The sequence below is a fragment of the Streptomyces xinghaiensis S187 genome, assembly GCF_000220705.2.
Lineage (GTDB): Bacteria > Actinomycetota > Actinomycetes > Streptomycetales > Streptomycetaceae > Streptomyces > Streptomyces xinghaiensis.
On sequence record NZ_CP023202.1, the window covers coordinates 2,173,056 to 2,192,713 of the forward strand.

21 protein-coding genes are annotated in these 19,658 nt (G+C 74.8%); 8 read left to right on the plus strand and 13 right to left on the minus strand.

Annotated elements, in window-relative coordinates; genetic code table 11:
• Nucleotides 1-203: 203 nt before the first annotated feature.
• Both SXIN_RS09085 and SXIN_RS09090 read right to left on the minus strand, forming a co-directional pair.
• The gene (locus SXIN_RS09085; protein ID WP_019709988.1) at nt 204-527 is read right to left on the minus strand and encodes an STAS domain-containing protein; all 324 of its coding nucleotides are present in this window, start codon (nt 525-527) and stop codon (nt 204-206) included.
• A 190-nt stretch (nt 528-717) separates the two neighbouring features.
• Complete coding sequence (locus tag SXIN_RS09090) at nt 718-900, minus strand: hypothetical protein (protein ID WP_019709989.1); 183 nt, start codon at nt 898-900, stop codon at nt 718-720.
• A gap of 267 nt (nt 901-1,167) precedes the next feature.
• On the opposite strand from SXIN_RS09090, the gene SXIN_RS09095 reads away from it, so the two are divergent.
• The 5 genes from SXIN_RS09095 to SXIN_RS09115 all read left to right on the plus strand — a co-directional run bounded on the left by SXIN_RS09095 (nt 1,168) and on the right by SXIN_RS09115 (nt 4,889).
• Nucleotides 1,168-1,740 carry a cob(I)yrinic acid a,c-diamide adenosyltransferase gene (locus tag SXIN_RS09095; protein ID WP_019706726.1) on the plus strand — a complete coding sequence of 191 codons (573 nt, stop codon included), beginning with the start codon at nt 1,168-1,170 and terminating at the stop codon, nt 1,738-1,740.
• A gap of 277 nt (nt 1,741-2,017) precedes the next feature.
• Nucleotides 2,018-2,221, plus strand: a complete 204-nt coding sequence (locus SXIN_RS09100; protein WP_039818877.1) for a DUF5708 family protein — start codon at nt 2,018-2,020, stop codon at nt 2,219-2,221.
• 93 nt (nt 2,222-2,314) lie between these two features.
• Complete coding sequence (locus tag SXIN_RS09105) at nt 2,315-2,995, plus strand: LuxR C-terminal-related transcriptional regulator (protein WP_095756838.1); 681 nt, start codon at nt 2,315-2,317, stop codon at nt 2,993-2,995.
• Between the two features lie 249 nt (nt 2,996-3,244).
• Entirely contained in the window at nt 3,245-3,784 is a 540-nt protein-coding gene (locus SXIN_RS09110; protein ID WP_095756839.1) for a hypothetical protein, read from the plus strand.
• A complete protein-coding gene (locus SXIN_RS09115) occupies nt 3,777-4,889 on the plus strand; it encodes a beta-ketoacyl synthase N-terminal-like domain-containing protein (protein ID WP_095756840.1) in 1,113 nt (370 codons plus the stop codon). Before SXIN_RS09110 ends, SXIN_RS09115 begins: the two co-directional genes overlap by 8 nt.
• A gap of 96 nt (nt 4,890-4,985) precedes the next feature.
• On the opposite strand, the gene SXIN_RS09120 is transcribed toward SXIN_RS09115, so the two are convergent.
• Nucleotides 4,986-6,434 carry a class I adenylate-forming enzyme family protein gene (locus SXIN_RS09120; RefSeq protein ID WP_095756841.1) on the minus strand — a complete coding sequence of 483 codons (1,449 nt, stop codon included), beginning with the start codon at nt 6,432-6,434 and terminating at the stop codon, nt 4,986-4,988.
• An 86-nt stretch (nt 6,435-6,520) separates the two neighbouring features.
• Between SXIN_RS09120 and fabG the strand changes: the two genes are divergently transcribed.
• Complete coding sequence (gene fabG, locus SXIN_RS09125) at nt 6,521-7,228, plus strand: 3-oxoacyl-ACP reductase FabG (protein ID WP_019709991.1); 708 nt, start codon at nt 6,521-6,523, stop codon at nt 7,226-7,228.
• A 67-nt stretch (nt 7,229-7,295) separates the two neighbouring features.
• Here fabG and fabI read toward each other — a convergent pair whose 3' ends face one another.
• The 7 genes from fabI to fabF all read right to left on the minus strand — a co-directional run bounded on the left by fabI (nt 7,296) and on the right by fabF (nt 13,767).
• The gene (gene fabI / locus SXIN_RS09130) at nt 7,296-8,066 is read right to left on the minus strand and encodes an enoyl-ACP reductase FabI (RefSeq protein ID WP_019709992.1); all 771 of its coding nucleotides are present in this window, start codon (nt 8,064-8,066) and stop codon (nt 7,296-7,298) included.
• Between the two features lie 268 nt (nt 8,067-8,334).
• On the minus strand, nt 8,335-8,439 hold the full coding sequence (locus SXIN_RS31500) for a class III lanthipeptide (protein WP_192883569.1): 105 nt from the start codon (nt 8,437-8,439) through the stop codon (nt 8,335-8,337).
• Between the two features lie 111 nt (nt 8,440-8,550).
• Nucleotides 8,551-8,637 (minus strand): class III lanthipeptide, encoded by an 87-nt coding sequence (locus SXIN_RS33020; RefSeq protein ID WP_192883666.1) that lies wholly within the window; start codon nt 8,635-8,637, stop codon nt 8,551-8,553.
• Nucleotides 8,638-8,766: 129 nt separating this feature from the next.
• Complete coding sequence (locus SXIN_RS33025) at nt 8,767-8,853, minus strand: class III lanthipeptide (protein ID WP_227962682.1); 87 nt, start codon at nt 8,851-8,853, stop codon at nt 8,767-8,769.
• Nucleotides 8,854-8,900: 47 nt separating this feature from the next.
• Entirely contained in the window at nt 8,901-11,594 is a 2,694-nt protein-coding gene (gene lanKC, locus SXIN_RS09135) for a class III lanthionine synthetase LanKC (RefSeq protein ID WP_095756842.1), read from the minus strand.
• Entirely contained in the window at nt 11,591-12,394 is an 804-nt protein-coding gene (locus SXIN_RS09140; protein ID WP_095756843.1) for a GNAT family N-acetyltransferase, read from the minus strand. Before SXIN_RS09140 ends, lanKC begins: the two co-directional genes overlap by 4 nt.
• Entirely contained in the window at nt 12,391-13,767 is a 1,377-nt protein-coding gene (gene fabF, locus SXIN_RS09145) for a beta-ketoacyl-ACP synthase II (protein ID WP_019709994.1), read from the minus strand. Before fabF ends, SXIN_RS09140 begins: the two co-directional genes overlap by 4 nt.
• A 178-nt stretch (nt 13,768-13,945) precedes the next feature.
• Here fabF and SXIN_RS09150 point away from each other — a divergent pair, with 178 nt between their 5' ends.
• On the plus strand, nt 13,946-14,923 hold the full coding sequence (locus tag SXIN_RS09150) for a ribonucleotide-diphosphate reductase subunit beta (protein WP_095756844.1): 978 nt from the start codon (nt 13,946-13,948) through the stop codon (nt 14,921-14,923).
• Nucleotides 14,924-15,034: 111 nt separating this feature from the next.
• Complete coding sequence (locus SXIN_RS09155) at nt 15,035-15,277, plus strand: acyl carrier protein (protein WP_019706935.1); 243 nt, start codon at nt 15,035-15,037, stop codon at nt 15,275-15,277.
• Nucleotides 15,278-15,692: 415 nt separating this feature from the next.
• Here the strand turns inward: SXIN_RS09155 and SXIN_RS09160 are convergent, their stop codons facing one another.
• The 3 genes from SXIN_RS09160 to SXIN_RS09170 all read right to left on the minus strand — a co-directional run bounded on the left by SXIN_RS09160 (nt 15,693) and on the right by SXIN_RS09170 (nt 19,631).
• Nucleotides 15,693-16,595, minus strand: coding sequence for a hypothetical protein (locus SXIN_RS09160; RefSeq protein WP_019706340.1), 903 nt, complete (start codon nt 16,593-16,595; stop codon nt 15,693-15,695).
• A 79-nt stretch (nt 16,596-16,674) separates the two neighbouring features.
• Nucleotides 16,675-18,393, minus strand: a complete 1,719-nt coding sequence (locus SXIN_RS09165) for a thiamine pyrophosphate-binding protein (protein ID WP_095756845.1) — start codon at nt 18,391-18,393, stop codon at nt 16,675-16,677.
• Nucleotides 18,390-19,631: an aldehyde dehydrogenase family protein gene (locus SXIN_RS09170; RefSeq protein WP_019709996.1), complete on the minus strand. Its 1,242-nt coding sequence runs from the start codon at nt 19,629-19,631 to the stop codon at nt 18,390-18,392. Before SXIN_RS09170 ends, SXIN_RS09165 begins: the two co-directional genes overlap by 4 nt.
• Nucleotides 19,632-19,658 lie beyond the last annotated feature (27 nt).

The following is a 19,658-nucleotide window of genomic DNA, read 5'->3' on the forward strand; positions in this document are numbered from 1 at the left end:
CTGCGAACGCGAACGTCATGTGTTTGTGAGGTAAAGCGGCAGTCGCACTGGTCACGGCAGTGCGCACGGGACCGCTCACGGCACCGCAGGGCACGGGGATTGCGGAGCGGGAATCCGGTGCGGAGGGGCGCGGGGGAAATGGGAGGGGGAGGCCCGGCGGGGGCGGAGGCGGCCGGGGAACCGGTTCCTCCGGGGGCGGGCGCTCAGACCCGGGGCAGGGCCTCGGCGGCGAGGCCGCCCTCGATGGCGAGGATGCGGTGCAGACGGGTGGCGACGAGGACCCGCTGCAGCTGCGGCGGCACACCGCGGAGCACGAGCCGCCGGCCGGCGCGGCCGGCCCGCCGGTGGACTCCCATGATCACGCCGAGTCCGGTGGCGTCCCAGGAGTCGAGTTCGCTGAGGTCCAGCATCAGGTCGCCGTGGCCGGAGTCCACCGCCGTATGCAGGGCCGCACGGGCGTCCGCCGCGCTGCGCACGTCGAGGCGGCCGCCGACGACCAGCTCGGCATGGTCGCCCCTGATATGCATATGCGCTCCCGGATAGTGCTGCGGTGGCCTGTCGGAACGGCCCGGTCAAGATCTACAGAACTGACTACCTCTCAGGCAGCATAGTTGCCATCTGTAAGCGAACCGATACGGATTTCACCCGGGTGGGTGATCCGGAGGTGCGCTTTCGCCGCGGAAGGTGTAGTACTCCGCGGGCATTTCCGCGCCGGGGTCACCGGCACCGGTCCCGCGGCGCGTCGCCGGCGGCGGTGACGGCGGTGACGGCCGTGTTGCGGAACTCCCGTACCGGCTTCCCTCGCCGGTCCCCGGCCATGCCCGTGTGCCGGTGTGACGCCGGGCGCCCGGCGCCGGCGGCGGGCACCGCGGCCGCGGTGACGACGGGGTGCTCTGCCACTGTCCCGCCTCCTCACGCCTGCCCGTGCCGGTCCGTGCCGGCTCGGTCGCCGGCGGGAGCCGCGCCATCTCCCACTCGGGACCCTAGCGGCCGCCGGGGGCCGGTCGAAAGGCCAAGAGACGCGCATCACGTCTCACATGACGGACCTCACACCACCGCGACACCACCGCGCGCACCGTGCTCCGGGGCACCCGGCGACCGCCGCCGGGCGGGCGGCGCGGGCCGCCCGGCACCGCGGGCCGCCCGGGGCGGCCTTAGGCTCGGGCCATGGTCAACCTCACCCGTATCTACACCCGTACCGGCGACGACGGCACCACCGCGCTGGGCGACATGAGCCGCACCGCGAAGACCGATCCGCGGATCGCCGCGTACGCCGACGCCAACGAGGCCAACGCCGTGATCGGCACGGCCATCGCCCTGGGCTCGCTGCCGGAGGAGGTCGTCAAGGTCCTGGTCCGCGTCCAGAACGACCTCTTCGACGTGGGCGCGGACCTCGCGACCCCGGTGGCCGAGAACCCCCAGTACCCGCCGCTGCGGGTGGAGCAGAGCTACATCGACAAGCTGGAGGCGGACTGCGACCGCTTCCTGGAGCAGCTGGAGAAGCTCCGCAGCTTCATCCTGCCCGGCGGTACGCCCGGTGCCGCGCTGCTCCACCAGGCGACCACGGTGGTGCGGCGGGCCGAGCGCTCGACGTGGGCGGCGCTGGAGGTGCACGGCGAGATCATGAACGCGCTGACGGCGACCTACCTCAACCGCCTCTCCGACCTGCTGTTCATCCTGGCCCGGGTGGCCAACAAGGAGGTCGGGGACGTGCTGTGGGTGCCGGGCGGCGAGCGCTGAGGCAGCCCGGCCGGCGCGGCCCGCGGACCGGCGCCGCCGGTACGGCCGCGACCGCGCCGGGACGGCGCCCCGCCGGCCCGCGCCCGTCCCCGCGCCCGTCCCGCGCCCCGGCCCGGCCCGAACCGGCCCGTGGCGCGGGCCCGTTGCCGCCGTCCCGTGCATCGAAGGATGTAGCCGGACTCCTCCGGCGGGCGGACGACCTGCGCCTTCACCGCTCCTAGTCTGGAGACAGACGCCGGATGTCACAGACAGTCAAACCGGAGGAGAGCGGTCAACGATGGCTTCATCCATGAAGAACCTGATCGAGGGCGCCATCACGTTCGTGGTGGGTCTGGCCCTGTGGCTGTTCACCGGGGACGTGGAGATCCCGGTGTTCACCCTCACCAAGGTCGGAGTGGTGCTGATGTTCGTGGGCGGGGCGCTGCTCATCGTCGGCCTGTACCAGTCCGTCACCGGGTCCCGCACGGTCAAGGACACCTGAGCCCCGCCGCGGCCGGGCCGCGGCATCCGAGGATGGCCGGGTCCGGTCCCGGTCCCGCTCCCCGGGCGGGCCGGACGTCACGAAGGGCGGAACGTGATACGCGTCGTGGTGGTCGACGGCGAGGCGCTGGTCAGAACGGCTCTGCGGCAGATCCTGCAGTCCACCGACGGTATACGGGTGGTGGGCGAGGACGACGGCCGCGGCGCGGTCGCCATCGTGGCGGAGACCGCGCCCGATGTCCTGCTGCTGGGTGCCGGAGGGAGCGTGGGCGACGGGACGGCCGTGCTGCGGGGCGTGCGCGCCCTGCCCGCTCCGCCCGCCGTCGCCCTGCTCACACCGGCCGACACGGGCGAACGGATGGTCCACGCGCTGCGGGAGGGCGCGGCGGGCCTGCTGTTCCGGGACATCGCTCCGGCCACCCTCGTCGACGCGGTGCGCGTGGTGGCGGCGGGCGGCACCGTGCTGGCCCCGGCCGTCCGCGGCGCCGTCATCGACGAGTACCTCGGTCTCGGCGCCGCCGGTACCGGCGCGGCGCCGGGCATGCCGGCCGCGGCCGGGCGGCTGACGTGCCGTGAGCGCGAGGTGCTGGCGCTGGTGGCCACCGGGCTGTCCAACGCGGAGATCGCCGCCTGTCTCGACCTGGGCACCGGCACGGTCAAGGACCATGTGAGCGCGCTGCGGCGGAAGCTCGGCGCGCGCAACCGGGTGACCGCCGCGGTCGCCGCCCACCGGCTGGGCCTCGTCCCGGCCCCCCAGAACGCCGTGAGCGCATGAACCCCCGCGTGCGCTCACGGCTTCCCCCCGGCCCCGCCCCCCGGGCCGCCCGGGAGGCCGGCTCGCGGTGATCCCCCGCGGGCCGGCCGGAACCTTTGACACAACATGACTCTGCACTCAAGATGGCGTGAAACAGTATGACTGTCTTGGGCGAGCAAGGGGGACTTGATGGCGGCCCGGATACATCGAACGGGAGACATACCGGCACGGATAGCGCTGGCTTCCACCGACCAGGAAGTACTGGCCACCGTGTCGAGGGCGACGGGGGAACCCCTGCTCGCCGGGGTGCCCGGGCTGCGGCGGACCGCCGGTGAGGCGGTGTCGGCCGTTCTGGAGGCGGCCTTCTCCTTAATCCCGGAGCCGCTGCGCTCCACCGCGCCGCTGTACGTGCTCTGCGACGACTACAGCGTCTTCGCGGCCCGCCGGCTCGTCGAGCGCTGCCACGACCGGGAACGGCGGCTCCGCCCCTCGGACTCCGTGCGGCCGGAGACCTCGGAGCTGGTACGGCCGTATCTGACCGCCGCCGGGCACCGGGGCAACTGCTATCTGCTGGCCGGTGTGCCGGCGCAGTCCGTGCTGCGGCTGGCCGCCACCGCCGACCACCCGGCGGCCGTGATCTGCGAGCCGGCCGTGCTGGCCGGTGACGACCCGCTGGCCCCGGGCTCGCTCGCGGTCGCCGCCGTCTGGGGCGCCGGCTCCCCGCCCGCCCTGCCGCCGGACACCGCCGCCACCCCCTCCGCGCTGCTCACCGCGCTGTCCTCGACCGAAAGGCAGTGGGCCCATGCGTGACGACATCGTCATCAGCGGCATCGGACTGCTCACGGCGTTCGGCCGCGGCACCGGCGCCTACTGGCGCGGGCTCGTCGAGGGCCGCTCGGCCCTGGCCCCCGCGCGGCGCTTCGCGGCGGACTGCTACCGGGGCGAGGCCGTCGGGGAGATCTCCGGCTTCCCGGCCGACGGCCCGGCGCGCAAGCAGGCGTACACGCTGGCCGCCGCCGAGGACGCCCTGCGGTCCGCGGGCCTGGGGGCGCTGCCCGACCGCTCCCTGGTGGTCCTGGTCGGGCAGTCGCCGCTGCGCGGGGACGGCGGACTCCGCGAGGAGCAGGACGAGTTCATGGGCCCGGTGCCGGCCGGGGTGCTGGAGGGCGGGCACTCCGTGCACATCACCCAGGCCTGCGCCTCGACGGTCTTCGCGATCAGCCTGGGCCGGGACGCGCTGCGCTCGGGGGCGGCCACCACCGTCGTGGTGGCCGGCGGGACGGCGCTCAACCGCTACGAGTACGCCAGCATGGCCGTCGTCCGGGCCATCGACCGGACGGCGGCACGGCCGTTCGACACCGGGCGCGCGGGGATCTCCCTGGGCGAGGGGGGCGGCGCCATCGTCCTGGAGCACGGCAGCACGGCCCGCGCCCGGGGCCTGGCACCGGACACGGTGGTGGCCGGGGCCGCGTGCCGGGTCTCGGCGGGCAAGGCCGTCGCCTCGGACGCGGACGTGGTCGCCGGCTGCCTGCGCGACGCGCTGGACGACGCCGGGGTGGAGCACGCCGACTACGTGCACGCGCACGCCACCGGCACCCCGCAGGGCGACGCGGCGGAGCTGCGGGCGATCGAGGAGGTCAGCGGCCGGACGGGCACGGCGTCCCTGCCGGTCAGCTCGCACAAGGGCGCGGTGGGGCATCTGCTGCACATCTCGGGGGTGCCCGCGGTGGCCGCCGCCGCCATGGCGCTGCGCACCGGGGTGGTGCCGCCGACCCCGGGCCTGTCCGCGCCGGAGGAGACGCGCCGGGTGGTGCTGCCGCGGAGCGCGCTGCCGGTGCCGGGGATGGCGGCGGCGGTCGTCAACAGCTTCGGCTTCGGCGGCAACAACGCGTCCCTGGTGCTGCGCCGTTCCTGACGCGCCCGGCCCCGGCCCCGGCCCCGGCGCGGGCCGCCGGGGCCGGGAGATGCCGGGGCCGGCGCCGGGCGGTCCGCGCCGCTCGGCCGGCCCCGGTCAGCCGGCCCCGGTCAGCGCGTGCCGGTCGCCCGTGCCGATCAGTTGGCGCAGGGCCGCGGTGTCCACCTTGCCGTTGGGGTTGACCGGGAACCGCTCCACCACGTGGACGGCGTTGGGCTGTTCGAACTCGGCCAGGTGCGGGGCCATCCGCCGGCGCCAGTCCAGCGAGGCTCCCGCCTCCGGGTCGGCGACGAAGAAGTGCAGGGCGTGCCCGCGCCGGGGGTCGCGGACCGCGACCACCTTGACCTGCCGGCCGCAGCTCTCGGCCTTCCGCTCCAGGCTCTCCGGGAAGAGGGTGTGGCCGAGCCGGTGGACCGCGTGGTGGCGGCCCGTGACGTGCAGATTGCCGTCCTCGTCGAGGCGGCCGAGGTCGCCGGTGCGGTACCACGCCTCCCGGTCCACCGGGGTCAGCTCCCCCTCGCCGGTGAGGTATCCGGCCATCAGACCGGGCGAGAGCACCTCGATCTCGCCCGGCTCGCCGGGGGCCGCGAGCCGGCCGCCGGGCGCTCTGACGCGTACCCGGACGCCGGGCAGCGGACGGCCGCAGCCCACCGGGCGGCCCGGGGTGGCCAGGGCGACGTTGCCGAGCTCGGAGAGGCCGTAGCCGTCGAGGAGCGGCCGTCCGAGGGCCGCGCGGAACGCCTCGGCGAGCGGCTTGTCCAGCGGGGCGCCGCCGACTCCCCAGATCCGTACGCCGTCCAGGCCGGGGCGGACCGCCGGGCGGCGCCGCACCAGGCCGAGCAGGGCGTGGTACGTGGACGGGGCCGCGTCCACGGCGGTCACCCCGTGCGCGGCGGCCAGGGCGACGGCCCGGTCCAGCCGCTGGTACGGGGTGACGACGAGGGTGCTGCCGGAGAGCCACCACAGCAGGATCACCGAGAGCCCGTACTGGTGGGAGAAGGGCAGCAGCGGGGCGAGGACGTCGCCGGAGCGGTAGCCCATGCCGGCGATGGTGCGTTCGGTGTTGTCGCGCACGGCCGCGCCGGACTTGACGATGCCCTTGGGCCGGCCGGTGGTGCCCGAGGACCACAGCACGACCGCGTCGGGCCGGGCGAACCAGCCGGCGGGGTCCGGCCGTCCGGGCAGGGGCGCCAGGCCCTCGCCGAGCCCCGGGTAGCTCAGGACGCGGGTGCCGGGGGGCGGGGCGGCGGGCGGTGTGCGGCAGAGGAGCCACCGGGCACGGGCCTGTCCCGCGGCGGCGCGGGTGCCGGCCGCGGACTGCCCGTGGTCCACCGGCACGACGCAGGCGCCGAGGTGGGTCAGGGCGAGCAGCGCCACCACGTAGCCGGTGGAGTTGTCGCCCTGGATCAGCACCCGGTCGCCGGTGCGGACGCCGTGTTCGCGCAGCGCCCGCGCCGCGGCGAGTATCCGCCGGTCGAGCGCCGGTCCCTCCAGTACGCCCTCCGCTCCGGCGAGGCGGGGCCCCGGGGCTTCCGTTCCGGGCATGTGATCCTCCACGGGTCTCCACGAGTCAAGCTGAGTCAATGACAGTTATACTAGAGTCACATGTTGCCGATGTCCGGGGGATTGCCATGACTCAGCCGCGTACCGCTCTCGTCACCGGCGGCAACCGGGGCATCGGCCTGGCCGTCGCGGAGTCGCTGGCCGCGGCGGGCCACCGGGTCGCGGTCACCCACCGGGACGATGCCCCGGAGAAGCTGTACGGGGTGCGCTGCGACGTCACCTCCCCCGAGGAGGTGGAGGAGGCGTTCACCGCCGTCGAGCGCGACCTCGGACCGGTCGGGATCCTGGTGGCCAACGCCGGCATCACCTGGGACACCCCGTTCGCGCTGATGACCGAGGAGCGCTTCGGCCGCGTCATCGACACCAATCTGGTCGGCGCCTACCGCTGCGCGCGCCGGGCCGTGCCGGCGATGCTGCGGGCCCGCTGGGGAAGGATCGTCTTCATCGGTTCGGAGGTGGGCCTCTCCGGCAACGCGGGCCAGGCCAACTACGCGGCCTCGAAGGCCGGTCTGGTCGGTCTCGCGCGCTCGCTCGCCCGCGAGACGGGGCGCCGCGGCATCACCGTCAACACCGTGGCCCCCGGCTTCGTCGACACCGACATGACCCGCGGTCTGCGGGAGCACCACCGGGAGGAGATCGTCGCCCGCAACCCCGTGCCGCGCATCGGCACCCCGGCCGATGTGGCGTCGGCCGTGACCTGGCTGGCGGACGAGTCGGCGGGCTACGTCACCGGGGCGGTGATCCCCGTGGACGGCGGGATGGGGATGGGCGGCTGAGCGCCGGCCCGGGGCACCGGCCGGACGGGACGGGCGGTCGCGGGCCGGGCGTTCGGAGGCCGGCCGGTCAGACGCCCAGCATGTGCGTACCGCCGTCCACATGGACGATCTCCCCGGTGGTCGCCGGGAACCAGTCGGACAGCAGCGCGAGGCAGGCCCGTGCCACCGGCTCCGGATCGCCCGCGTCCCAGCCCAGGGGCGCCCGCCGGCCCCACTCCTTCGCGAAGCCCTCGCCGTCGCCGCCGATGCCGCGCGCCGCCAGGGTGTTCAGCGGGCCCGCGGCCACCAGGTTCACCCGCACCCCCTCCGGGCCCAGGTCGCGGGCGAGGTAGCGGGCGCAGGACTCCAGTCCGGCCTTGGCCACGCCCATCCAGTCGTAGCCGGGCCAGACGCGCGAGGCGTCGAAGTCCAGGCCGACGACGGACGAGCCGGGGGCCAGCAGCGGACGGCAGGCGACGGTCAGCGCCTTGAGGGAGTAGGCGGAGGTGTGGACGGCCGAGGCCACATCGGGCCACGGAGCGTCCAGGAAGCCGCCGTCCAGGCAGCTCGCGGGCGCGTGGGCGACGGAGTGCAGGATGCCGTCGACACGGTCCAGGCTGCCGCTCAACCGCTCGGCGAGCGTGTCCAGTTGGTCCTCGTCGGTGACGTCGAGTTCCACCACCGGCGGCGGGTCCGGCAGCCGCCGGGCGAGCCGGGCGACGAGGGTGGGCCGGCCGTAGGCGGTCAGCACGATCCGGGCCCCCTGCTCCTGCGCCAGCCGGGCGACGGCCCAGGCGATGGAACTCTCGGTGATGACCCCGGTGACCACCAGGTTCTTGCCGTGGAGCAGACCGCTCATCCCGGCTCCTTCCTCCCTGTCTCGGTGTGGGGGCCGGCGGCGCCGGCCGGGTGTTCCGTGTGCCGGACGAGCCGCCGGGTGCGGACCCGGAGGAGCGGGTCCGCACCCGGCGGAGCCGGCGTGCCGGCCGCGGGGGCGGGGGCGCGCCGCGGCGCGCCCTCCGGCCACCGGGGGGTGTGGGCACCCGGTGGCCGGAGCCGTGGCGGGCCGGGGACACCGGTCCGGGACCGGTGCGTCCCCGTCCCCGCGGCCGGCGGACGCCGGTGGATCAGCAGCTGTTGCTGATGGTGCTGCTGGGCAGCGCGGCCTCTTCGGCGGGGACCTCGAGGGCCTGCAGGTCGAGAACGATCGACACGGTTCCTCCTCGGAACACGGCACGGATACGGCACGGATACGGCACGGGCGCCGGCCGGCTCCGGGGTGCGGTGGGCCGGGGCATCGCCCCGGCACCGGAACCCCGGCGCCGGCCGGGCCTGAAGGAGCCTCAGCAGTTGTTGCTGATGGTGCTGCCCGGAAGGGCAGCCTCCTCGGCGGGGACCTCAAGGCCCTGCAGGTCGAGAACGATCGACATGGTGATTCCTCCTCTCCGGAAAACTCGCGCGCGGACACGGGGACACCGGCGGTGGCCCGGGGACCCGGCGGTTCAGGGGCATCGACCCGTCACCGGGCGGGGCGGGCGGCGGCCGGAGCCGCTGCCGGTTCAGCAGTTGTTGCTGATGGTGCTGCCCGGAACGGCAGCCTCCTCGGCGGGGACCTCAAGGCCCTGCAGGTCGAGAACGATCGACATGGTGATTCCTCCTCTCCACGGTCTCGGGGGCAGGGGCACCGGACGGCTCAGGGCCGTCCGGGGTCTGTGGGGCGCGGTGCGCGGGCTGCCGCCGGTCCCGCCAGAAAGGGCAGGAAGTCCGGACGGCCGTCCAGGGCCGCGCCGAGAGCGAGCAGGACACCGGCGTTCCCGGTGGCCAGGTCCATCGACAGCCGGCGCAGCTGCTCGCCGGGGAAGGCGATCTGCCCGCGGTAGGACAGGGCGTGCCAGTGGAGGCGGGCCAGATGGCGCTCCACGGCGCGGCCGATCGCGTCGGTGCCGCCTCCTCCGCCGCCTCCGGCGTCACCGCTCCCGCCGCCCGCCCGCCGGGCGCGGAGCGCCGCGAGGGTGGCGAGGAGCCCGGCCCGGCCGCTGAAGAGGTGCGGCTCGATGGTGAACTCCGGCTCCGCCGCCCGGACGAGGGCCGGCAGGGTCTCCTCCAGCCGCGCGTCGGCGCGGTGCTCAAGGATCTCGGACGCGACCAGGGCGATGCCCGCGCTGCCCACGTCGAGGTACGGCAGCAGGCGGAAGCCGCCGTCCACCTGGAGGGAGCCGTCCTCGGATCCGCGGCAGAGATCGAGGTCCCGGTGCGCGGCCCGCACCGCGAGGCCGAGCCATCCCGCGTCACCGGTGTCCTGGTGGAGGCGGAGGAAGAAGAGGGCGGGCCCGGACCAGCCGTGCAGCAGCCCCGCCCGGCTCCCCCGGCCCGGTCCGGCGGCGATGCCGGGGGCGGTGCCGGCGTCGACGGCCTCCGCGAGCCGGCCGGCCACGGCCAGCGCCTCCTCGCGGTGGGCGGCCGTCCCCGTGCGGGCGGCGAAGTGGAGCAGGTTGAGGCCGATACCCGCCAGGCCGCGGTAGAGGCTCACCTCGCGGACGGCGGACGGCGCCTCCCGGCTCCGGTCGAGCAGCCGCAGCGCGTCCTCGGTCCGGCCGAGGATGTCGAGGACGTGGGCGATGCCGTGCGCGCCGTCGTAGAAGCCGGGGCCGAGGGCCTCGTCCCGGCGGGCGGCCGCCGCGAGCCACTCCTCGTACTCGGACCAGCGGCCGGCGCCGGTGGTGTGCAGGGCCCAGAGGACGCCCGCCGCTCCGTAGGCGACGTTGAGGCCGTTGGTGTGGAACTGGCGTACGTCGCCGGGGAAGAGCCGGTCCCGGCGCTCGGGGGTGGCGCTGAGCAGGATCGCCTCGGCCATCGACTTGCGCACGGCGGGCCAGTCGGGCGCGTCCGCGTCCAGCCGCACCGGCGAGGGTTCGCGCAGCGCGTCCGGCACCCGGGCCAGGGCGTCCGCCGCCGGGGCCAGTTCGCGCCGTACCGCGTCGAGTTCGCCGGGCGCGAGGGGGAAGGCGCGCTCGGCCGCGTCGGCGTAGCGGGCGGCGCGGGCGGGGTCCAGCTCGGAGAGCGCGGTGAGCGGGAAGAGCAGCCAGAGCCGCAGCGCCGCGAGCGCGTGGCGGTCGAGGGCGTAGCCGGTGAGGCCGGAGCCGGAGAAGCCCGGGTTGGCCAGGCCGAGCCGCCGCGCCTCGGCGGCGGGGACGGTCAGCTCGAAGTCGACCAGGGACACGCGGAGTCCGTCGCCGCTCCCGTCGTCGCTCTCGTCGACCAGGATGTTGCCGGGGTGCAGGTCCCCGAAGACCATGCCGCGCTCGTGGACGGCGGTGACGAGCGCCTCGATCCGGTCGGCGACGGCCCGTGCCCGCTCCACGTGGGCCCGCAGGGCGGCGGCGTCCGGGGCGGCCTTGGTCAGCGGGTAGTGCCGGGCGAGCCAGCCGTGCAGGGTGTCGCCGGGTAAGTGCTCCACGGCGAGGAAGTGGTGCTCCCAGACCCGGTGGTGGCCGTAGAGCTCCGGGATGCCGGGGATGCCGGCCAGCTGTTCCAGGGCGGCGCGTTCGCGTTCCAGCCGCCGTACGGCGTCGCGGCCCCGGCCGTCGAGGCCGGCGTGCGGGCGGGCCTCCTTCAGCACGGTCCGCCGGCCGTCCCGGTGCCGGGCGAGGTAGACGCCGCCGCCGTTGGAGAAGTGCAGGGCGCGCTCGACGGTGTACGGGAAGTCGTCCCCCGCGCCGGCCGTCCGCCGCGCCTCCAGGTGCGGGGCGAGGAACGCGGGCGGCTCGACCCACTCCGGCACGGTGAACACCGGCCGCCGGTCGTCGGGCACCAGGACCCCGTCGGGCCGTTCCACCGCGGGCACCGGAGCGCCGTCCGGACCGGTGCAGTAGCGGCTGACGAAGGCCCCGTACCGCACGTGCAGCGGCCCGTCGCCCCAGCGCAGATCGGTGAGGATGTACGGCCCGGGCACCCCGGCCAGCCGCTCGGACAGCTCCTCCAGCGCGTGCCGGAGCTCTTCCTCGCCGGCGGGGTAGAGGGTGACGAGCTTGCCGCTGGCGGAGCGCGGCGCGTACTTGACGCTGTGGGCGGTGACGACGTCGCGGCTGCGCAGGAACTTGAACGGGACGCCGCGGCCGGTGCAGTAGTCCCAGGCCGTCTCGATGATGTGCTGGGCGTTGTCGGGGCGCCCGGAGATGTGGATCTTCCAGCCCTGGGCGGGCATCCGGTGGCCCTCGGGGGTGTGGACCACCCAGACGTCCCGCTCCCCGCGACGCCAGCCCACCGGGGCGGGGGTTTCCGTCAGCGGGAAGACGGAGGTGTCGTGCGCGGTGTGGCGGCTGCCGGTGTCGTAGAAGACCGGATCGGCCTGGCAGTACGCCTCGGGCTGGGGGCGCGTGGTGGTCATCGCGCGGCCTCCCCGTTGACGGCGGGCGCGGCGGGGGCCGTGACGGCGTGGGAGACCGCGTCGGAGACGGCACCGGTGAGCGCGGCGGCGGCCGCGGCGGCACCGGCCGTCCGGGCGGCCGCCCCGGGCGCGGCCTCCGCGTCGGCGTCCTCCAGCAGGATCTTGATGGAGGTCTCGGCCTCCGGCCGGCGGAGGTGGTCGCAGAGCACGGCGAGCGCCTCGGCCTTCGCGGACTCGGGGATCGCGTCGGGGCCGGTGAAGCCGGGGGTCCGGCGGGCCTGCTCCGCCAGGGAGTCGTAGTACTCGTGGCGCAGCAGCGACCAGACGGCGGCGTGGTGGTAGCGCCCGTCGAGGTAGTGGTACTCGCGCAGGATGCCCTCCAGGACGAAGCCGGCCCGGGTGACCATGCGCAGCACGGACTTGTTGTAGAGGGCGGTGGTGAACTGCATCCGGTGCGCGTTGCGGGCGTGGAAGAGGTGGTCGATCAGCAGGTCGAACGCCTCGGCGCCGAGCCCGCGCTGCCACATCGACGGATCGCCGATCGCGCCGCCGATGACGTAGCTGCCGACCGGGCCCTGGCGGCGGTAGTTGACGGTGCCGACGGTCGTGCCGTCGAGCGTGCGGACCGCGAACTGCCGTATCTCGCCGGAGTCGTTGTAGCGCTTGAGGTCCTCGGGGGTGACGAACTCGCCGGTGTCCGCGGTCAGCACGGCGGTCGGGGAAGCCGGGCCGAGCCATTCGGCGATCAGTTCGTAGTCGGCCTCGGTGGGCCTGACCAGGGTGACGCGCCTGCCCTTCATCGCTTCCCTCCCGCGGTCCGCGCGGCCTGCGCGGCCCGTTCGTCCGGTGTGTGCTGTGCGGGCCGGGCCTCCCGTGCGGGCTCCCCGTCCCGGCCGTCCAGTCCGCCCTCCGGGTGGGCGCGGACCACGAGGACCGCGTTGTGCCCGCCGAATCCGAAGGAGTTGCTCACCGCCACGCGCGTCGGCTGTCTCCGCGCGGTGTGCGGCACGTAGTCGAGCTCCGGGTCCAGCGGGTCGTCGCAGTTGACGGTCGGCGGGAGGATCCCGGTGCGGACGGCCAGCAGCGAGGCGATCAGCTCGACCGCCCCGGCGGCCCCGATCATGTGCCCGGTCATGGACTTGACCGAGCTGATCGGGATGCGGGGTGCGTGGTCGCCGAAGACCCCGCGGATCGCCTCGCTCTCGATGCGGTCGTTGAGCGGGGTGCTGGTGCCGTGGGCGCAGATGTAGTCCACCTCTCCGGGCGCCACCCCCGCGTCGGCCAGGGCGTCCGCCATCGCCCGCTTGACGGCGAGCCCCTCGGGGTGCGGGTGGGTGGAGTGGTACGCGTCCGTGGTGGCTCCGTAGCCGGCGAGTTCGGCCAGGACGGCCGCCCCGCGCCGTTCCGCGTGCTCGGCGGACTCCAGGACGACGATTCCGGCGCCGGCGCCCATCACGAAGCCGTCGCGGGCCTTGTCGAAGGGGCGGCTGGCCAGCTCCGGGTGGTCGCCGCGCCGGGACAGCGCCCCGACGTTGGCGGAGACGGCAAGGTCGAGGGGGTTGACGGCGTCGTCGGAACCGCCGGCCAGCACCACGTCCGCGTAGCCGTCCCGGATCAGCCGCATGGCGTCGCCGATGCAGACGGCGCCGGTCGCGCAGGCCGCGACCACGGCTCCGGACGGTCCGCGGGCGCCGAACCGGTTGGCGACCTCGACCGCGGCGCTGTCCGAGGAGCCGGCCGAGGCGAAGTAGGCGTTCATCCTGCGGCGGCCGCGGTCGCGCAGCTCCAGGACCGCGGTCCGGGTGAAGTGCCCGGCTCCGTACCCGCTGCCGACGAGGACGGCGGTCCGGGGCGCGAGCTCCTCGTCGATCTCCAGCTTCGCCTCGGCCATGGCCTCCTGGGCGGCGGCCAGGGCGAACTGGGCGAACCGGTCGAGGCGCCGGGCGACCCGGTTGGGCATGTGGTCACGGGGCTCGAAGCCGGTGATCTCCCCGGCGAAGCGGGTCGGCAGCTCGTCCGCGTCGTACCGGGTGATGACCCGGATGCCGCTGCGCCCGGCGGTGAGGGACTCCCAGAACTCGCCGGTCGTCAGGCCGATCGGGGAGACGACCCCGGTGCCCGTCACGACGACGCGCCGTTTCGGCGCCTCGCGCCGGAGCGGTGTCACGGTCACGCCTGTCCCCTTCCTCGATCGGCCGCCGGCTGCCCGGCACGGCTGAACATTGACACGCCCATCACGCCGCTGTCAATAAATGTGACTCGTCATTGACGAAGCGAGACGGTTCCTGTTCACTGATGACCGCATCGTCAGTCATGCGCATGCGATTCACCATCGAGTCAAGGAGTCCGAGATGACCCGCTGGAGCACACTGCTGCTCGACGAGGCATCACTCGCCGAGATGCCGGACCTCCCTGTCGACCAGGTGCTGCGGCACGCGGATCTCGTCACCGCCGGACGCCCCAAGCCCCAGACGCTCTACGAACGCTGGGAGAAGCAGCAGTGGTCGGCCCGGGCCATCGGGCTGGAGCAGGACAGGGAGGCCTTCGAGAAGGAGATCTCCCCGGCCGCCCGGCAGGCGCTCACCGACCAGATCGCCACCTTCATCACGGGCGAGTACACCGGGCTGGACCTCCTCGGGCCCATCCTGACCGGCGCCCCCGAGGAGGTGGACCACCTCTACCTCGGCACCCAGATCGCCGACGAGACCCGCCACACCCAGCTGATGCTGCGCTTCGGCGAGGAACTGCTCGGCCTGGACCCCGATCCCAAGCGGATGCTCGTCCAGGCGTGGAACATGGTCACGCCCTCGCACCGCGAGCTGAGCACCATCGAGGCCGACGTCGTACGGGAGCTCCAGCAGCACCCCTCGGACTACCGCCGCTGGCTGCGCGCCGTGACCCTGTTCCACCTCATCACCGAGGGGGTGCTCGCCCTCGTCGGGCAGCGCGCCATCCTCAACCAGCTGCACGGGACGAAGGCGCTCCCCGGAGTCAAGGCCGGCTTCACCGCCATGTGCCGGGACGAGTCACGGCATGTCAGCTTCGGGCTCCACGCGCTCCGCCAGGGGGTGAAGGAGGGCTATGGCGACGACATCCGCGAAATGCTGGAGCTGTCCGCGCCGATCGCCCTCGGCATCGACCACGGCGACCGCCCGGAGGAGCACACCGGCGATCCGACCATGACGGATCTCAGCGTCCACAGCCTGCGCCGCCAGATCCATCTCATCGGCCTGGAGCGGGAGTTCGCCGACCACCTGGTCACCATCTCCTTCCGGGAACCGGCCGCGGACGAGGCCGCCGAGGCCGCCGGCGCCGCCGCGCGCGCCTGAGCCCGGGTCCGCGCTTCCCGCCCCCTGCCCCTCCCCGCCCCCGTCCCCGGCTCCCGTCCCCCGATCCGCCGAGGCCCGCAACGGCCGAACTCACCGAAGAAAGGTCATCCCATGACGCGTGAAGAAATCGTCGCCGGTCTCGCCGAGATCCTGAACGAGGTCGCCGACGTCGAGCCCTCGGAGGTCTCCGAGGAGAAGTCCTTCGTGGAGGAGCTGGACGTCGACTCCCTCGCCATGGTGGAGATCATCGTGGCCACCGAGGAGCGGTTCGGCGTCAAGCTGCCCGAGGAGGAGCTGCGCGAACTGCGCCTCGTCTCCGATGTGGTGGGCCGCGTCGAGAAGCAGCTCGTCTGAGACGGCGCCCCGTCCGAGAGGTGAGGTCGCCGGTCCGGGCGCCGGACCGCGACCCCACCGGCCCCGTCCTCCGCCCCGCCACTCCGCCGCCCGCCCCGGGTTCTCCGGCCCTTCCCCCCGGCTCCCCCGGGACGGTTCCGGACCGGCCGGCGCACCGGCGGGCGCGGACATCAGCCGGCCGGCACCGCGCTTCCGCGGGCCGGCCGGCTCCGTCGTCCCCGCCTCCCCCTGCCGCAACGGCGGGTGTCAGTACGAGACTTCGGGCAGGACAGGGCGTCCCGGCCCGCTCCCCGGCTCCCCGGCTCCCCGGCGTGGTCCACCCGGCTCCCTGCGACACCCAGGCCCCGTACCCGCGGACGCCGACGGGGGCCCGGGAGCCTTCCGGCACCCGGACCCCCGGCCCCGCGCTCCCTCGTCAGGTGCCGAGCGCGGTCCTCGGGGTGATCACCTTGGTCGGGAACTCCCGTGCGGTGATCCGGGCGTACATGTTCCGGGGTCCCGGGATCCACACCTCCCGGCCGCCCGCCGAGCGGATGCCGCGCAGCACCGTGCTCCAGTGCACGGGCGTGGTCCAGCCGTCGAGCAGGTCGCGCCGGATCTCCTCGCCCTCCCGCAGCGACCGCCCGTCGACGTCGGAGATGACGGGGATGCGGGCGGTACGCCACTCCACGGTCCGGTAGACCTCCCGGTCCAGGCGTTCCCGCAGGCCGGCGACGGCGGAGCAGTGCTCGGCCCGGTTCACCGTGTAGAAGGGGAAGCCGCCCTCCTCCCGCACCCGCTGCTCGAACCGCTCCAGGGTCCGCAGGGAGGCGGACACCGCGTGCACCGAGGCGTCGAAGGCGACCGACAGTTCGATCCAGTCGCCCCCGGCGCGGAACTCCCCGACCAGCCGCTCGACCGTCTCGATCGGCAGCCGGTAGAAGAAGTGGCAGCCCAGGGGCTCGTCGAGGGAGCTGAACCAGTCCTGCTCCACCACCACGCTGCGGGACATCAGGCGCAGCGCGTCCGGATAGCTGAGGGTGCCGGCCCAGACGGCCGCCATCACCTCGCCGTAGCTCTGGCCGCCGCACAGCTCCGGAGTGGCGCCGTACCGTTCCTCCGCCCAGTCGGCGAGGGCCAGCGCGAGGGCCATGAAGCCGCACTCGAAGACCTCCCACTCGTAGATGGAGGCGTCGCGGTAGGCGTCGAGCAGCGGGTAGCCGAGGACCTCGTCGGCCTCGGCGAAGCGCCGTTTCGCGTGCTCCTGGGTGGTCACGAAGCGTTCGATGGCGTCGTACCGGGTCGGGGTGAGCCCGGGGAAGAACAGCACCACGGACATGCGTCATCTCTCTTCTCGTGGGTCGGGGCGGCCGTTGCACCACGGGCCGCCGCGCGGCACTCCGGCCCCGTGCGCCGGGTCAGGCGTCCCGGGCGGGGAAGTCGCCCGCGGGCCCCTCGTCCATCCCGGGCGGTACGTCGGTGAGCAGCACCCGTACCTCCAGGACCGCCGGGCGGCCGGAGGCGCAGTGCTCCCACGCCTTCCGCAGGGCGGCGTCGAGCTCTCCGGGCCGGTCGGCCCGCGCGTAGCCGAGGCCGAGGGCCGCGGCGAGTTCCCCGGTGCCGGTGGGGCGGTCCCGGGTGAAGGCGAAGCGGGAGGAGCCGCCGGACACCCGGTCGAGGTTGGTCTGGAGCCAGCCGTAGCCCCCGTTGTCCAGGACGACGTAGAGGACGGGCGCCCCGGCGTCGGCCAGGGTGGGCAGCTCGGGGCGGAAGATGTTGAAGGCCCCGTCGCCCGTGACGGCCACCACCGGCCGGTCCGGCAGCGCGAGGCGCACACCGAGGGCCGCGGCGGCGCCGAAGCCCAGGGGGGTCTGCTCGCTGGGCACCACCGAACCGCCGTGCGCGCCGCAGGACCAGTGCGGATGGTGGTACGACCACATGTCCTGCAGGCCGTTCTCCTGCACCAGCACGCAGTCCCCGGGCACGGTCCGGCGGAGCGCGTCCAGCACCCCGGCGACCGACGGGGCTCCGGCGGCCGCGGCGGCCCGCTCCGCCTCGGCGGCCAGCCGGGCGGCTTCGCGGGCCTGGCCGGCGCGGGCCCGCTCCACCCGTGCGGTCCAGTCCGCGCCGGACGGCCGGAAGGCGAGCAGCCCGGCCCAGCCCTGGACGGCGCGGAGCACATCGCCCAGCACATGGAGCCCGGGGCGGCCGGTGACCACGTCCTCCTCACCGGCCACGACCTGGATCACCGGCAGGTCCCGGGCCTCCGGCCAGCCGAAGGTGGCGGTCTCCTCCAGCCTGCTGCCGAGGGCGATCACGAGATCCGTCTCGCGCCACAGCGCGGCGGCGGGCCCGGTGGTGTAGAGGCCGGACAGCCCGCAGAACAGCGGATGGTCCTCGGAGACGACACCACGCCCGGAGGCGGTGGTGAAGATGCCCGCGCCCGCCAGTTCGGCCAGCCGTTCGATGGCGCGGCCGGCGTCGCGGTTCCGGGCGCCGCCGCCGACCAGGAACAGCGGGCGCTCCGCGGCGGCGATGCGCTCGGCGGCGGCGCGGAGCGTGCCGCCGTCCGGGGCGAGCCGCTGCGGTCCGGCCGGGCGCCACGGCGCGTACCGCTCCACCGGGTCCCCGGCGATCTGCTCGGGGATCTCGACGTAGACGGGGCCGGGCGTGCCGTTGACGGCGACCGCCGCGGCCTTCTCCAGCGCGGCGGGCAGCCGGTCGGCCCGGTCCACGCGGACCGCCCACTTGGTGAACGGGCGGACGGCGGTGAGCTGGTCGAGTTCCTGGAAGGCGCCGGTGCCGAGCCGGTCCAGGCCGGTGCCCCCGGCGATGAGGATCAGCGGGGCGGCGGCGGAGCGGGCCTCCAGCAGTCCGGTGAGCGCGTGGGTGACGGCCGGGCCCTTGCCCACGGCGCACACCCCGGGGCGGCCGGAGGCGAGGGCGTAACCGGTGGCCATGTAGAGGGCGTTGCGCTGGTCGCGGCAGAGCACGGCGGCGGCCGGGCGGTCCTCCAGGGCGCCGAGCAGGTCCATGTCGTCGCCCGGCAGTCCGAACACCGTGCCGGCGCCGAGGTGTTCGAGGAAGTCGGCGACGGCGTCCCAGGCGGTGGGGTGGGTGTACGGGGCGGCGCTCACCGGGCGTCCGCCGGGAGGTGGTCGGCGACGGCCTTGGAGATGAGCACCGGCTCGGCGTGGACGTTCTCCCCGTCGCTGATGTAGTTGGCCTGCCGGCCGTAGCCGCCGAAGGGCGCGTTGCCGTCGTCGACGGAGAGGAGGGTGGTGTCGGTGGTCACCGTGGTGCGCCGGCGCAGCGCCTCCACCAGGGCGGGCGCGGTGCCGTAGACGCTGGCACCGAGGGCCCGTTCGGTGAAGCTGCCGGTGGTGAGGGTGGCGGCGAGCGCGGACTCGTCGCGGTAGCCGGCCACGTTGAAGACGGGGGCGAAGAACTCGGGGACGTGGGTCCGCGGGGTCACGGCCTCGCCGTGCACCACCACCGGGTCGAAGCGGCGGCTGCGGAAGTCCACGGCGCCGCCGTGCACGATGTCCTTGCGGTTGCGGGCGAGGAAGAGCGCGGCCTCCTCCAGGGCCCCTTCGTAGAAGATCGGGCCGTAGTCGGTGGCCGGGTCGTGGTACGGCCCGTAGCGCAGCCCCTTGAGCCGGGTGATCAGCTCGTCGAGGAAGCCGGGGAGCAGTTCCTCGTGGACGCAGAAGAGGTCCGGGCCGAGGCAGTCCTGCCCGGCGTTGAGCATCCGGACCTCGACGGCGTCGGCGGCGGCGCGTTCCACGTCCGCGCCGGGGGCCACGACGAAGGGGTTGACCCCGGCGCCGAGGTGCAGGAACAGCTGGCCGGTGGAGAGCTGTTCGCGGATCCGCTCGGCGTTGCGGTAGGCGCCGGTGAAGACGACCACGCTCGCCGGGCGGGCGTGGTCGCGGACGAAGGCGCGCTGGCTGGCGGTGACGAGTTCGACGGGCAGCCGGTGGTGCGCGGCCAGCATCCGGTGCAGCCGGACGACCTGGTCGCGCACCTGGCTCGACGGCCGGAAGACGACGCTGCCGGAGTAGAGCGAGGGCACCAGGAGGTAGAGCACGTACGAGTAGAGGAGCACATTGGACGGCATGAAGACCGCCACGCTCCGGACGTGGCCGGGCCGGTAGCGCTCCACCTCGGCCAGGGCGCCGTCGAGGGTGGCGACGGCGGCCTCCAGCTCGTATCCGGCGGCCCGGTGGGTGGAGATCTCGCAGAGCAGGTCCAGTACGCCGCCGGGCTCCCGCGCCAGGAAGTCCCGGACCCTGCGCAGGGCGTCCGCACGCCCGCCGTACGGGACACTCCAGGTCAAGGTGTCGCCGGCGGGCTGGACGGGAGCCGAGGTCATCTGTCCCCCTCACGGTACGAGCCAAAG